The organism is Streptomyces sp. NPDC037013, assembly GCF_055607265.1.
The window spans coordinates 787,118-800,649 of sequence record NZ_JBVJRV010000003.1 but is presented as its reverse complement, the minus strand read 5'-3'; the positions used below and the strand labels follow the sequence as shown (position 1 = coordinate 800,649).

Sequence of the window (13,532 nt, the reverse complement as noted above, 5' to 3'; positions counted from 1 at the left end):
ACGCGCCCCCCGGTTACTGCGGTTACTGCCTCTCGGCGCCGCCCCGCAGCAGATCCCGGCCGAACTCGACCATCTTCTTCGCGTAGTCCTCGGTCCACTCGGCGCGCTCCGCGATCAGCGCGAGCGACAGCCGGTCGAACCGGCGCGGGTCGGCGAGCTGGGCGGCGGCGATGGCCTGGAACTCGATGGACCGGTCCGTCGCGGCGCGGAACGCGTGCGTCAGCTCGGTCGCGCGGTCGAGCAGCTCGCGGGGGTCCTCCATCGACTCCAGGTCGAAGAAGTGCTCCGGGTCACCGGCGGCCTCCGCGGGCTCGAAGAGCAGGGGCGCGGGACGCATGCGCTGTTCCGTCCGGGGCCGCTCGGGCTCCGCCATGGTCGTTCCTCCTCGTACGGTGCGGGCCGTCCGTGCGGTCGTCCGGCCGCCTCTCATTGTCCCTTGCCGCACAAGGGGGCGGGGGCCTCCCGGTGACAGCCGGAGCGCCCGTCAAGGTCGCCAGGTCACCCGGTGTTCCGCGAGGCGGGCCAGTACCGCGTGGTTCGCCTCCCAGCCGTCCGGGCTGTGTCTGTTGGCCGCCTGTGGCGGCGTGCCGGACTCCGTCCGGCGGTGGGGCGGTGTGGTGCCGGTCGTTGGGCGGGTGGGAGTCGGGGTGTGGGTCAGGGGCGCCAGGTCACCCGGTGTTCCGCGAGGCGGGCCAGTACCGCGTGGTTCGCCTCCCAGCCGTCCGGGAATTTCACCGTGACGCCCAGCTGGACCGGTTCCGTCGACGGGTGGTCGTCTAGGAGCGCGTCGACGCCGGCGCGGCAGACGACGATGCACGCGTGCCGGTGGCGGGAGGTCAGGACGCAGAGGCGGCCCGTCTCCAGGTGGAAGGCGGTCGCGTCAGGGCGGCCCGAAAGCGGGTGCAGGACGACCGTCACGTCGTACTCCCGGCCCTGGAGCCGGTTGGCCGTGTCCACCGTGACGTCCGGGACGCCGAGGCCGGCGAGGGCCGCGCGGACCGCCGCCGCCTGGTCGCGGTGGGCGGTGCCGACGGCGATGCGGTCGGCGGTGAGCGGCGTGGGGCCGGGCCCGCGCTCCGAGGTGGCGGCGCCGCCCCGGTCCAGGAGGCGGCGCACCACCTGGGCCAGCGCGAGGACCGCCTCGGGATCCGTGCGCGGCGTATTGCGCGCGGGCAGCTCAAGGAGGCCCCAGCCCGACTCCGCCGCCTCGTCGATCACCCGGTCCGGGCCCGAACCGTCCGAGGCCACCGCGAAGCGCAGCGTGCGGTCCCCGTGGTCCGTGCCGCTGCGGAACGGCGTGTACGGATAGAACGCGTCGGAGACGAGGGGCGCGGCCGAGGCGGGCAGCCGCCAGGAGACGGGCAGGCGGTGCTGGGGCAGTTCGGGGTTGTGGGCGAGCAGCGTCGTCACGGCCGACGACGAAGGGTCGTACGACAGCCCCGCCCACTGCTCCGCGCCGACGATCGAGAACGGGTCCAACTGCCCCGGATCGCCCACGAACAGGGCCCGCTCGAAGAGCCCCGCCACGGCGAGCAGCGCGTCCGAACGCATCTGGTACGCCTCGTCGACGATGGCGTGGCCCCATGGGGCGTCGAGCTGGTCCAAGTTGACATGGGCCCACTTCGCGGCCGTCGAGATGACCACGTCCAGGCCCGCGAGGTCCCCGGCCTTCGTCGACTTGCGGACGTTGGCCAGGTCGTCGAGGGCCTTGTCGTACGGGTCGGGGTCGCTGCTGTGCAGGCGGCCGACCGGCAGCTCGGGGTCCTTCTCGGCGAGGCGCAGGACCAAGTCGTCCACCTGCGCGTTCGTCTGCGCGATGATCATCAACGGGTGGCCGGCCGCGGCCAGTTCGAGCGCCGCGCGGACCACGAGCGTCGACTTGCCGGCGCCGGGCGGGGAGTCCACCACGACGCCGCGGTGCGTGCCGTGCAGGGTGTCGTGGAGAATCGCCTCCGTGGCGCGCGCGGCCGCGGTGCCGGGGTCGAAGGCGCCGCCCGCGGGCGGGGCGAGCTGCATCACAGGGTGTCCTCCGCGGTCACGGGGTCGGGCTTCTCCACGGCGTCGGAACCGTCGGCCGGCGGCCCGCCGTGCGTCCAGGGGGTGGCCTCGGGATCGGGCAGCCTGGGGCCGCCGCGCTGCTCGTGCTCGAAGAGGGTCCAGCAGATCCGGTCGCCCTTCTCCGGCACGGAACCCGGCTCGGGCTCCTTGCCGCGGCCCATCTTGTCGGTGAGGCGCAGGACGACCGTCTCCTTGCCCGCCCCGCCCTCGTACGCCACGAACTCCGCGGTCTGCGGCTTGCCGCCGAGCGAGCGGTAGACCTTCGTGCGCTCGCCGAGATGCGGCCGGTCGTCCGTGCGGACGGTGATCAGGGGGCGCGGCCGCGGTGTCTTCGCCTCGCTGTACGCCATGACGACCTCCGTCACCTCGCCGGCGAAGGCCTCGCCCGCGAGGCGGCGGCCCGCCATCACCAACGGGTCGTCGAGGGCCTCCTGGGCGTCCAGGCGGGCCTGTTCGCGCTCGCGGGTCGCCAGCTTGTTGGCGGCGGTGACCGCGTCGTCGACTCGGGGCTGCGGGGGCTCGCCCGCCGTGACGCGGTCGCGGTGCGCGGTGAACGACCAGCGGTCGCGGGTCCAGCGCTCGGCGACGTGCGGGGCCTCGGGGAGCGTGCACAGGGCGTCGAGCCCGCGCCACACGGCGTCCCAGGTGGGGCGGGTCCTGCTGTCGATCAGGGCGCGGATCTCCCGCTCGGCGGCCGAGAGGCCGGCGAGCCGCTCCTCCGCCTCGAAGCCGTCCTCGGCGGCCGCGAGGGCGGTGCGCGCGCGGTCGTACCGCTCGATGGCCGGGGCCAGCAGGTCGTTGTCGAACGCAGGGTCGGTGGCCGGGCCCGCGGGCGGGCACAGGAGCTGCCCCGACCCGTCGCGGGCCAGCTCGGCACGGAGCGCGGCCTCGGCCCCCGAGGTGCCCTCCGGCGCCTCGATCCAGGCGAGCAGGGCGCCCAGGTGCTGCTCCTCCAGGCTCGACTGGCCGGTCGCCCAGTGTCGGGAGAGCAGCTCGGTCATGGGGACGAGCAGCGACGAACCGGGGACGCGGGCACGCTCCCCGAAGTGCGTCAGCCAGCGGCCGAGCAGGGGGACGCGGGGCGGGGCGGGATGAGGCGTGTCGGGGTCCTGCTCGGCGGTGCGGCGAAACCGCATGGAGCGGCCTAGGAGCCGCACGAACTCGACGCCGGCACGGCTCGGGACGATCAGCTGCGGGGCGTCCGCGCAGAGCTCCACCTCGACCTTGACGCGCTTGCCGGTCTCGGGGTCGGTCTCGTTCCGCTCGGCGGCCTCGACGTCCTGCGCGAACCCGTCGACGTACGGCAGGACGGTCTCGGCGAGCTCCGCGAGGAAGGCGAAGCGCAGGTCGCGGTCGCGGGGCTGCGGGACGGTCAGGAGACGCGGCGAGGTGCGCTCGGTCCCGACGAGGGCGCCGAGCGGCGCGCCGGTCTCGCCGGCGGTGGTGAGCGGGACGAGGACGAGGGGCCGCTGAGAGACGTGCCGGTGCCGGACGGTAGCCCTGGGCTGGGCCCGACCGGTACTGACCGCCTCCAGGCGGGCGAGACTATCGATCAGAGACACGGGCACACCTCGTCCGGGGACGCGACAGGGGAGGAGGGCCCGCCACCGGCGTAGGACCACGGGGCGGACGGCGGTGGGGCGGGCAGCGGCGCGGCGGGAGTCCCGCGCGGGGTGCTCGCAGGGGTATGGCTCAGCACGGGGCGCCTCCCGGGGCGCCCGCGCCGGGCAGTGCCCGCTGCCGGCTGGCAGCGGCAACCGACATATGACGCGCGCCGGGCAGCGGCGCGGTGGGGGTCCCGCGTGGGGTGCTTGCAGGGGTGTGGCTCAGCACAAGGCGCCTCCCGGGGTGCCCGCGGTCGACAGTGCCTCTCGTCGTAGTTCCGCGGCCCTGCGCAGGGCCGCCACCGTCGGGTCCGCGGGGTCGCCCGTCGTGCCCGAGGCCGCCGAGAGGACCTCGTCGATGGTGGTCAGGCCGCCAAGTTCGCCGCGGATCGCGCGGCCCAGGGAGGTCACGTCCCCCCGCTCGCGGGCCCGGTCCCGGCAGTGGAAGGCCAGCTCGCAGGCGGCCAGACACTCGGGGGCATACGTCGCGGGGACCGACTCGACCGCCGAGGCGAGCTCGTCCGCGGGGCGCCGCACGTCGAAGGTGATGCCCTCGGGGAGCCGTGCCGCGATGTCCTCGACGCGGGTCAGCCGGTCCAGCTGGCGCCGGGTCACCGACAGCTGTTTGCGGACGTCGACCGCACGGGCCGTCGGCAGGTTCGAGAAGTCCTTGGGGCAGACCAGCAGGACGTGGTGGAGGACGCGGGGCGCCGGGTCCATGCGCTCGGCCACCCGCTCCAGCGCCAGGGTGTACACCGCGGCCTGACGGGCGGCGGCCCCCACCTTCGCGGCGTCCGCCGAGCCGTCGATCATGGGGAAGGACTTGATCTCGACGACCGTCCAGCTGCCGTCGGGCCGGACCACCACCGCGTCCGGCTCCAGGAAGGCGGGCGTCCCCGCGACGTCCAGGGCCAGCATGGGGTGGTCGAGAAGGGTCCAGCCGCCGGAGCCGGTGGCGTCGCGCAGGGCGAGCGCGGTGCGTGCGGCGCGGCCCTCGGGGCCCGCCGCCGACAGGTCGGGCACGGCGGACTCGCCCGGCACCGGCTCGGCCCCGCCGCCCAGGCTCCCGTGCGTCAGGCGCAGCAGCTCCGCGCCGCCGTCGGCCTTGACCCGCGCCTCGAAGGCATTGCCGCGGACGAACGCGAACTGCGACTGGCCGAAGCCGGAGGGCGCGCCCAGCGACTGCGCGAGCGCCGCCTTGTCCACGCCCGCGCCGTCGAGCAGCGCCCGCCGCCCGCACCCCGGGTTGGCCGCGAGCGCGGCCAGGGCACGGGCGTCCAGCGGCCGCGCCGGGAGGCCCGCGCCGCGCAGCTCAGTGAGCCGGTGCCGGAGCGCCTTCCCCGGCGTCGGCCGGGTGGCCGACCTCTGCGGGGCGGGCACCGGGCTCGGCGCCTGGGGCGGCACTCTGCTTGCGCTGTCGGGGAATTCGCTCACCCGCCGAAGTCTGGCATCCGGCACCGACAATTGAGGAGTTTGTGGCGGACGAGGTGGCCGAGGAGGACAGGAAGCGGTCCCGCAGCCGGTTGATCGTCGGTTCGGTGAGCCGCTGCACGGGCCGTACGAGGAGCGCTCCGACGCCCATCACGCAGGCCCCGGCGACCGCGTCGAAGAAGTAGTGGTTGGCGGTGCCCATCACCACGATCGTCGTGATGAGCGGGTAGGCGACCGCGGCCGCCTTGGTCAGCGGGGAGCGTCCGCACCGCCAGAGCATCACCCCGCACCACAGCGCCCACCCGACGTGCAGGCTGGGCATGGCCGCGTACTGGTTGGTCATGCCGCCGAGGCCGCGCGGCGCGCTCGCCTCGCCGCCCCACCAGCCGAAGTTGCTGTACTGGGCCATGGTGTCGACGAAGCCGTGGCCCTTGCTCAGCAACCGGGGCGGGCAGGTCGGCAGCAGCGTGAAGCCGATCAGGCCGATCATGGTGGAGATCATCAGCCACGCGCGTGCGGCGCGGTAGTGGACGGCCCGGCTGCGGAAGAGCCAGATCAGCACGGCCGGCGTGACGAGGTAGTGCAGCGAGGCGTACCAGAAGTCCGCGGGGACGCCGATCCAGGCGTTGCCGGTGAAGAGACGGTTCAGCGGGCTCTCCGCGTTGAGCCGCAGGAACCGCTCGGCCCTGAGGATGCCGAGGCCGTGGTCGACGGCGCTGGCGACGTCGCCCCGGACGATCAGGCGGCCCGCCGAGTACGCGGCGTACACCAGCACGATCAGTGGCAGCTCGGTCCACCAGCGGAGCCGGTGCCCGGTTATGCCCGTGGTGCCCGGCACGTCGGTCTTCGGCATCCGGTCGGTCCCCCATCGTCTCTGTTCATGCGGCGTATGCCGCCGCATCACTTTACGGCGCGCGCGAAGGCCGTCGAGGAGTCCCCCGGCCGACTAAGACGCAGAGATCGGCGACCGGGTTGCCAGGGCGGGCCGGGGCCCTGGCCGGGTGGGTGATGATGGAGAGGGCAGCCGCCCGCTGTCCGTGAAAAGCAACAAAAGTCCCATCCGGGGTGCGACCGGATGGACATGCGTACGACTTGGAGAGATCCCCATGGCACCCCGCATCCTGTTGGCCCGGCACGGACAGACGGAATGGTCGCTGTCCGGGAAGCACACCGGCAGGACGGACATCCCCCTCCTGGAGGAGGGGCGCCGCGGCGCCAAGCTGCTGGGCGAGCGGCTGCACCGGGCGCCCCACGACGGTCTCCCGGACGTCGAGGTGCGCACGAGCCCGCTCTCCCGCGCGCGGGAGACGTGCGAGATCGCCGGCTTCGGCGACCGCGCGACCACCTGGGACGCGCTGATGGAGTTCGACTACGGCGCGTACGACGGCATGACCCCCGCCGACATCCAGGCCATCCGCCCGGGCTGGTTCATCTGGCGCGACGGCGTCCCCGAGGGCGAGACGCTGGCGCAGGTCTCCGCGCGCGCTGACGAGGTGGTCGACTGGGCCAGGAGCGCCGACCGCGATGTCCTGGTCTTCGCGCACGGTCACATCCTGCGGGTCATCGGCGCCCGCTGGCTGGGCCTCGGCATCGAGTTCGCCGCCCGTATCCGCCTCAACCCGACCTCCCTCTCGGTCCTGGGCTGGGCCTACGGAGAGCCCGCCATCGAGTCGTGGAACGAGACCGGACACCTGGCCTGACCCCCGTCCCGTACGCCGGCCCGGTCCCGTACGCCGGCCCGGTCCCGTACGCCTGCCCGAGCACGCGCGGGCGCCGGCCGCTACACCGCCCGTGGCAGGCAGGCGTGCCCCTCCAGGAAGTCGCTCACCTCCGAGGTGCTGCGGTGCGGGAGCAGCACGCGTGCCGTCGTGGCCAGCATCGACTGGATGCGTGAGGACTGGACCTCGCCGAGCAGCCCGAGGACCCGCTGTCCCGCCATCGCCGCCTCGTCGGGGCGGCCCGCACGGGCCAGGTCGTCGGCGAGCTCGGCGGTGTAGAGGGCGATGTTCCGGGTGAACTGAGGGGTCTGCGACGCGGCCGTGGTCGCGGCGAGCCGCGCGTGCCCGACGGCCCGCCCCCACTCGCCGAGGGCCGACCAGCACTGCGCCTCCAGCCCCGCGAGCTCGGCAGGCCCGTAGAAGGTCATCCACTCCGGGTCCTCGTCCCGGGGGCCGCGGTCGAAGAGGGCGTGGGCGCGGGAGAGCGCCTGCTCACACCCCGCCCGGTCGCCGAGCCCGGCCCAGCCCCCCGCCTCGCGCAGCGCGATGAGCGAGAGCAGCCGGTAGGAGCCGAGCGGGTGGGCGGCGCGGGTGGCCGCCTGGGCGGCCCGCACCGCTTCCCGGGGCCGCCCCGCGTCCCGCGCGAGGAAGGCGGTGTTGCAGAAGGCGTGCGCCTCCAGGGCGGCGTCTCCGGAGACCCGGGCCGTGGCGAGGGCCTCGGCGTAGTGCGAGCGGGCGTCGTCGAAGCGGCCCGAGTCGTGCGCCAGCCAGCCCACGGAGATGGCCAGTTCGCCGGCGCCCGCGTGCAGCCGGTCCGAGGTGGACCGGCGGGTCGTGGTCCCCGCGTCGAGCAGGGTGTAGGCGGTGCGCAGGGGGGCGGCGGCGCGTCGGTAGAGCCCGTCGGCGCCGTGCCGGTCGTCGAGCAGCCTGATCTTGCGTACGGCCGCCTCGACCGCGCCGACCTCGGCCTCGCCGATCCGGCGGCCCCGCAGGGCGGCCGCCTCCGCCGGGCCGCCCAGGGTGAGCCCGGCGGGTCCGAGGGCCGCGGCCACGGTGGCCGTGGACCCCGTCATGAATGCGCGACGTTGCACGTCGCTCTCCTCGTGTGTCTGGACCGCGTACGGATCGCAGGCGTGAGGGTCTGACCCGGACGGATGGGACTCGTACAAGTGAAGCGTGGTCGGTGTCGTGTGGAGCGTGGTGCCGGTCTCGATCGTGCCGGGGGCCGGCGGCGGGCCCGGCTCGGCGCGCGTTCCCCTTCCGCGCACCAGTGACCGGGGGGCGAACCCCAGGTCCGCCAGGGTCCGGCCGGGGAACATGTGCAGGAACACACGTTCGTAGGCGTAGTTCGGGCAACGGATCTCACCCGCCTCCACGCGTCCGATGTACCGCGCGTCGCAGCTGACGCGCTCGCCGATCTCGCGCGCGGCCCGCCGTACGGCCGCGGCGAACTCGCCCGGCGAGCGCCGCCCGCGGAGCCGGCGGAAGGCGAGGTTCGGTCGTGGGGACTGAGTTGACGATGCCATCGGTGAGGACGCCATGGCCGGACCCTCTCGTGCGGATCGTGCCGGATCGTGCCCACCCTGGCGCACCCGTGAGCGGCGCCGCGCACGCACTCCCGCGGTGCCGCCGCAGTCCCGGCGGAGCACGAACGTACCGTCTGTAACGGGTCCGCCACACGGAGTTCGCCTACAAACCGGATATCTCACCCGCGATCCGCCATGAACTGCCATCCTTTGCGGCGGCGTGCCGCAGTGCCTGTTGACGCCGACCCGCGTTGTACCGAGAGGAGCGGGAGCCAGGCGATCCCGCACTTGCGAGGAGGGGTCCCCTTGTTGGAGATCGGCATGGAGAGCAGCGACTCCCGTACGAAGAGCGGCGCCTCCCCGGCGTCACTCACCACGGCACGGCACTGGCCCACGCCGGACCACAGCGCCCCGCCCCCCTGCGACGACGAATGGTGCGACCTGGTCACGGTCCCCGCCAGGCAGGGACTCGAAGCCGTCGACATCCTGCGCCGCGGTGCGGCCGACACCATCGGCCCCGTGCTGCACGACGGGAGCTGCGACACCCTCGGCTTCCTGGTGCCGCCGGGCACCGCGGACGGCTGGGACCTGCCGGGCAGCGCCTGCACCCAGACCTTCGGACGCGGCCTGAGCGTCTACGCGGAGCCTCTTCCGGGCCCCACCGGCCCCGTCGTCCCCGAACCGCCGGTCGCCGGCACCGGCTGGCTGCTCCCGCCGGACGGCGAGAACGACCCCGTCACCGACCCCGCCGTCCTGCGCGCCGCGCTCGGCCAGGCCGCCCGCACCATCGAGGCCGCCGACAACTGCCGCTGAGCGCCCCCCGCCCCCAGGGTCCCGCGCCCCGCCCAGGACGGCCGTCGGGCCGCCGCGCCCGCGTACGCCGATAATGGCCGGATGACCAGGAACAAGCGGTCCCGGGAAGCGCGGGAGGCCGTCGTCGAGGACGTGGACGGCGGACTCGCCGAGCTCATGCCGGACCGGGACAGGCCGCGCGCCTGGACGCTGCTGGTGGACGGCGCCCCGCAGTCCCACGTCGACCTCGACGACCCCGCGTACCTCGACTTCGAGTACCAGCGCAGGCTCGGCCACGTCGTCGACCTCGTCGCACCGCCCGGCAAGCCCATCCACGCCCTGCACCTCGGCGGCGGCGCCTTCACCCTCGCCCGCTACACCGCGGCGACCCGCCCCCGCTCCACCCAGCAGATCGTCGAACGCGACACCGCGCTCGTCCGGCTCGTCCGCCGCGAACTGCCCCTGGACCCCCAGGCCCGGATACGGGTGCGCGGCACCGACGCCCGCGAAGGCCTCGCCAAGATCGCCGACGGCTGGGCCGACCTCGTCATCGCCGACGTCTTCAGCGGGGCACGCACCCCCGCCCACCTCACCAGCACGGAATTCCTCACCGACGTCCGCAGGGTCCTGAAGCCCGGCGGCCACTACGCCGCCAACCTCGCCGACGGCCCGCCCCTGGCCCATCTGCGCGGCCAGATCGCCACCGCCGCCGCCCTCTTCCCCGAACTCGCGCTCGTCGCCGACCCGACGGTGCTGCGCGGCAAGCGCTTCGGCAACGCCGTGCTGCTCGCCTCCGACGGCGCGCTGCCCGTCGCCGAGCTGACCCGGCGCTGCGCGAGCGACCCGCACCCCGGCAGGGTCGAACACGGCCGCGGGCTCAGGGACTTCAGCGGGGGAGCGGCGGCGGTCACGGACGCCGCCGCGGTCGCCTCACCGGCACCGCCCCCGTCGGTCTTCCGGTGACCTGCGGTCCTCAGTGAGCCGCCGGACCGGCCGGGGCGGTCAGGACTTGTCGATCTCCACCCGGGGTGCCGTGTCGTGCCAGGTGCAGAAGACCGAGACCCGGGCGGCGCCCCCGGTGAAGTCCACCCGGATCCACTTGTCCTGCTTCCACGTCTGCACCGACCAGCCGGCCGCCGGGGTCGCCGAGACCAGCGTCGCGGAGTCCTCGCCGAGGTCGAGGACGACCCGGCCGCCCTCGGTGTTGTAGCTCTTCACCGTGCCGGTACTGGACTTCGTGGGCGGCGGCGAGGGCTTCTTGCCGTGCGGGGTCGCGGTCACTCCGGACGGCTCCGGCGACGCCGGCGGCTTCGGGGACCGTGACGGCTTCCCGGTGGGGGCGGACGGGGTGCGGTGGGTCGAGGAGGCGCGCGGCCGGGCGTGCTCCGTGCCGCCGTCGTCGGCCGCCAGCGGCAGGGCCCGCGGCGGGTCGTAGGCGGTGCCCGCCATCACCGTGTGGACGCCCCACCAGGACAGCGTGACCGCCGCGCCCGTGGCCAGCGACCAGGCGATTGTGTGTACGAGTCCTCTGCGCATCGCGGGCCATACTGCACCACGTCTCGCGCCCCTGTCCCGCGGGGCGGCCGCGCCCCGGGCCGCCCGGAGCGGGAACGTCCCGGAGAGGACCGCGTTCCTCCGTATGGCGTACGGTGCCGCCCATGGCAAGTGTGCTCGTCGTCGAGGATGACCAGTTCGTACGCTCCGCCCTCATCCGGCACCTGACCGAGGCATCGCACACCGTGCGCAGCGTCGGCACGGCCCTGGAGGCGCTGCGTGAGGTCGCCCATTTCCGCTTTGACGTGGTGATCCTGGATCTCGGCCTGCCCGACCTCGACGGGTCGGAGGCGCTGAAGATGCTCCGCGGCATCACGGACGTCCCCGTGATCATCGCGACCGCCCGGGACGACGAGACGGAGATCGTCCGCCTCCTGAACGACGGTGCCGACGACTACCTCACCAAGCCCTTCTCCGTGGAACACCTCTCGGCCCGGATGGCCGCCGTGCTGCGCCGCGCGCGCGTCCCGGCCGGGGAGGGGCCGCCGAGCAATGTGCTCCAGGTCGGCGGGCTCTCCATCGACCCGCTGCGGCGCCAGGCGGAGCTGGACGGCGCCCGCCTCGACCTGACCCGCCGCGAGTTCGACCTGCTCGCCTTCCTCGCCGGGCGGCCCGGCGTCGTCGTGCCCCGCAAGGAGCTGCTCGCCGAGGTCTGGCAGCAGAGTTACGGCGACGACCAGACCATCGACGTCCATCTGTCGTGGCTGCGGCGGAAGCTGGGCGAGACGGCCGCCCGGCCGCGCTATCTGCACACCCTGCGCGGCGTCGGCGTGAAGCTGGAGCCGCCGCTGCCGGAGCCACCGCTGTGAGGTGGGCGCTGGTCAAGGTGTGCCTGGCCGTCACCACGATGGTCGTGGTGGCCTTCGCGGTGCCGCTCGGTCTCGTCGTCAAGGAGATGGCCAGGGACCGGGCCATCTCCAACGCGGAGCGGCACGGCGCGGGCATGGGCCCCACCCTCTCCATCACCACCGACCGCGCCGAGCTCAACCGTGCCGTGGCCGCGTCGGAGGCGGGCGGCGACGGGCGGATGGCGGTGTACGTACCGGCCGTCGACGACCACCCCGCCTTCGAGGTCGGCGACCCGAGGGCCGAGGCGCGCGCCGTGGAGGCCACCCGCAAGGAGGGCCGGGCCAGGACCGCAGGGGTGCCCGGCGGCTTCGTGGTGCTCCAGCCGACCGCGCTCAGCTCGGGCACGGCCGTCGTGGAGATCTTCGTGCCGGAGGCCGAGGTCAGCAACGGCGTGACCACGGCGTGGCTGGTGCTCGCGGGCGTCGGCATCGCCCTGATCATCGGCTCGGTGGCGGTCGCCGACCGGCTCGGCGTACGCATGGTGCAGCCCGCCAAGCGGCTGGTGGGCGCCGCGCACGACCTCGGCGAGGGCAAGCTGGGGGCCCGGGTGCCGGAGGAGGGGCCGACCGAACTGCGGCTGGCCGCGGTCGCGTTCAACGCGATGGCCGACCAGGTGGTGCAACTCCTCGCCAACGAACGGGAGCTGGCCGCCGACCTCTCCCACCGGCTGCGCACGCCCCTGACCGTGCTGCGCCTCAACGCGGCCTCGCTCGGCGACGGACCGGCGGCCGAACAGACCCGTACGGCGGTGGAGACGCTGGAGCGCGAGGTCGACACGATCATCCGTACGGCGCGGGACGCCAAGCCGCAGACGGCGACGGTAGGCCCCGGCACGGGCTGTGACGCGGCCGAGGTGATCCGGGAGCGGATGGCCTTCTGGTCGGCGCTGGCCGAGGACGAGGGGCGCGAGGTCCGGGTGGCGGGCATCGACCGGCCGGTCCGCATCCCCGTGGCCCGGCCCGAACTGGTCGCTGCCCTCGACGCGTTGCTCGGAAACGTCTTCCGGCACACCGGCGAGGGAACCGCCTTCTCCGTGGACGTGCACAGCGGCGAGGACGCGGTGATCGTCCTCGTCTCCGACGCCGGGCCCGGCATCGCCGACCCCGAGGCCGCGCTGGCCCGCGGCTCGGGTTCCGGGGAGGACGGCTCGACCGGCCTCGGCCTGGACATCGTGCGCCGCCTCGCCGAGTCGACGGGCGGCGACGTCCGCATCGGCAGCTCGGTGCTCGGCGGCACGGAGGTCCGCATCTGGATCCAGCTGGACGCGCGCCGTCCGGGGGAGGACCGCCGGGGCCACCGGGGAGCCGCGGTACGCCGCCGCAGGCGCGCACCCACACCGGGCTGAAGCTCCCGCGCGGGCCGTCAGCTCCCGGGGAACCGCGGGCCCGTCAGCTCCTGGGTCGGTCTCAGTCCCTGGCGGCCAGGTCCAGCGTCCACCACGGCCCGCCGGACCCTTCCACCACGCCGACACCCGCGTGCGTGTAGTGGCAGTTGAGGACGACGGTGCGGTGGGAGGGGCTGTCCACCCACAGGTCGACGGCGGCGTCCGGCGAGGTGGCCCCGGCCGCGATGACCTCACCGGCCCGCAGCGGCTGGTACCCGGTCTCCCGCACCCGGTCGATGGGGCGGCTGCCGTCCTCGCCCGTATGGGTGAGCCGCTCGTGCCGCGCCATCTCGGCGCTGTGCTCCCGGGCGGCCCGGCTGAGCGAGTCCAGGAGCCGTACGGGCGGGCAGCCGGCCCGGGACCGGTGGCGGTTGACCCCGTCGACCACGTCGGCGGCCTGGCCGACCCGTTGCTCGGGTGGGCCGGGCGGGCCGGGTGGCGGCGGTTCGGCCGAGGCCGCCGCCGGACAGGCCAGCAGGGCGGCGAAGAGGGCGACCCCTGCGGTGAACGTTCCTCTGTGCTCTCCGGTCATGTTTCCCTTTCTCCCCTTCTGTTTTTAATCGGCTCCCATCCCCGTCTTAAGCGCACCCTAAGATCGCCGGCCCCGGTCCCGCAT

Annotated in this window: 13 protein-coding genes; 5 read left to right on the top strand and 8 right to left on the bottom strand. The window is 74.5% G+C overall.

Annotated features, from left to right (window positions below; genetic code table 11):
- Positions 1 to 22: 22 nt before the first annotated feature.
- The 5 genes from ACZ7DY_RS13375 to ACZ7DY_RS13355 form a co-directional block, all read right to left on the bottom strand.
- Complete coding sequence (locus ACZ7DY_RS13375; RefSeq protein WP_471133977.1) at positions 23 to 373, bottom strand: hypothetical protein; 351 nt, start codon at positions 371 to 373, stop codon at positions 23 to 25.
- A 281-nt stretch (positions 374 to 654) separates the two neighbouring features.
- A complete protein-coding gene (locus ACZ7DY_RS13370) occupies positions 655 to 2,016 on the bottom strand; it encodes an AAA domain-containing protein (protein ID WP_471133975.1) in 1,362 nt (453 codons plus the stop codon).
- Positions 2,016 to 3,620 carry a hypothetical protein gene (locus ACZ7DY_RS13365; RefSeq protein WP_471133972.1) on the bottom strand — a complete coding sequence of 535 codons (1,605 nt, stop codon included), beginning with the start codon at positions 3,618 to 3,620 and terminating at the stop codon, positions 2,016 to 2,018. The genes ACZ7DY_RS13370 and ACZ7DY_RS13365 overlap by 1 nt, the downstream gene beginning before the upstream one ends.
- 264 nt (positions 3,621 to 3,884) lie before the next feature.
- Positions 3,885 to 5,042, bottom strand: coding sequence for a hypothetical protein (locus ACZ7DY_RS13360; protein ID WP_471134554.1), 1,158 nt, complete (start codon positions 5,040 to 5,042; stop codon positions 3,885 to 3,887).
- On the bottom strand, positions 4,975 to 5,946 hold the full coding sequence (locus ACZ7DY_RS13355) for a phosphatase PAP2 family protein (RefSeq protein WP_471133970.1): 972 nt from the start codon (positions 5,944 to 5,946) through the stop codon (positions 4,975 to 4,977). The genes ACZ7DY_RS13360 and ACZ7DY_RS13355 overlap by 68 nt, the downstream gene beginning before the upstream one ends.
- Positions 5,947 to 6,199: 253 nt before the next feature.
- Here ACZ7DY_RS13355 and ACZ7DY_RS13350 point away from each other — a divergent pair, with 253 nt between their 5' ends.
- The gene (locus ACZ7DY_RS13350; protein WP_471133968.1) at positions 6,200 to 6,793 is read left to right on the top strand and encodes a histidine phosphatase family protein; all 594 of its coding nucleotides are present in this window, start codon (positions 6,200 to 6,202) and stop codon (positions 6,791 to 6,793) included.
- An 80-nt stretch (positions 6,794 to 6,873) separates the two neighbouring features.
- Here ACZ7DY_RS13350 and ACZ7DY_RS13345 read toward each other — a convergent pair whose 3' ends face one another.
- Positions 6,874 to 8,352, bottom strand: a complete 1,479-nt coding sequence (locus tag ACZ7DY_RS13345) for a tetratricopeptide repeat protein (RefSeq protein WP_471133966.1) — start codon at positions 8,350 to 8,352, stop codon at positions 6,874 to 6,876.
- A 306-nt stretch (positions 8,353 to 8,658) separates the two neighbouring features.
- Here ACZ7DY_RS13345 and ACZ7DY_RS13340 point away from each other — a divergent pair, with 306 nt between their 5' ends.
- Both ACZ7DY_RS13340 and ACZ7DY_RS13335 read left to right on the top strand, forming a co-directional pair.
- The gene (locus ACZ7DY_RS13340; RefSeq protein WP_471133964.1) at positions 8,659 to 9,150 is read left to right on the top strand and encodes a hypothetical protein; all 492 of its coding nucleotides are present in this window, start codon (positions 8,659 to 8,661) and stop codon (positions 9,148 to 9,150) included.
- 81 nt (positions 9,151 to 9,231) lie between these two features.
- Positions 9,232 to 10,092 carry a spermidine synthase gene (locus ACZ7DY_RS13335; protein WP_471133961.1) on the top strand — a complete coding sequence of 287 codons (861 nt, stop codon included), beginning with the start codon at positions 9,232 to 9,234 and terminating at the stop codon, positions 10,090 to 10,092.
- 39 nt (positions 10,093 to 10,131) lie between these two features.
- On the opposite strand, the gene ACZ7DY_RS13330 is transcribed toward ACZ7DY_RS13335, so the two are convergent.
- Positions 10,132 to 10,665, bottom strand: a complete 534-nt coding sequence (locus tag ACZ7DY_RS13330; protein ID WP_471133959.1) for a hypothetical protein — start codon at positions 10,663 to 10,665, stop codon at positions 10,132 to 10,134.
- Positions 10,666 to 10,787: 122 nt separating this feature from the next.
- Between ACZ7DY_RS13330 and ACZ7DY_RS13325 the strand changes: the two genes are divergently transcribed.
- Positions 10,788 to 11,492: a response regulator transcription factor gene (locus ACZ7DY_RS13325; protein ID WP_471133956.1), complete on the top strand. Its 705-nt coding sequence runs from the start codon at positions 10,788 to 10,790 to the stop codon at positions 11,490 to 11,492.
- Entirely contained in the window at positions 11,489 to 12,877 is a 1,389-nt protein-coding gene (locus ACZ7DY_RS13320) for a sensor histidine kinase (RefSeq protein ID WP_471133954.1), read from the top strand. Before ACZ7DY_RS13325 ends, ACZ7DY_RS13320 begins: the two co-directional genes overlap by 4 nt.
- A 61-nt stretch (positions 12,878 to 12,938) precedes the next feature.
- Here ACZ7DY_RS13320 and ACZ7DY_RS13315 read toward each other — a convergent pair whose 3' ends face one another.
- A complete protein-coding gene (locus ACZ7DY_RS13315) occupies positions 12,939 to 13,448 on the bottom strand; it encodes a CAP domain-containing protein (protein ID WP_471133951.1) in 510 nt (169 codons plus the stop codon).
- Positions 13,449 to 13,532: the final 84 nt, after the last annotated feature.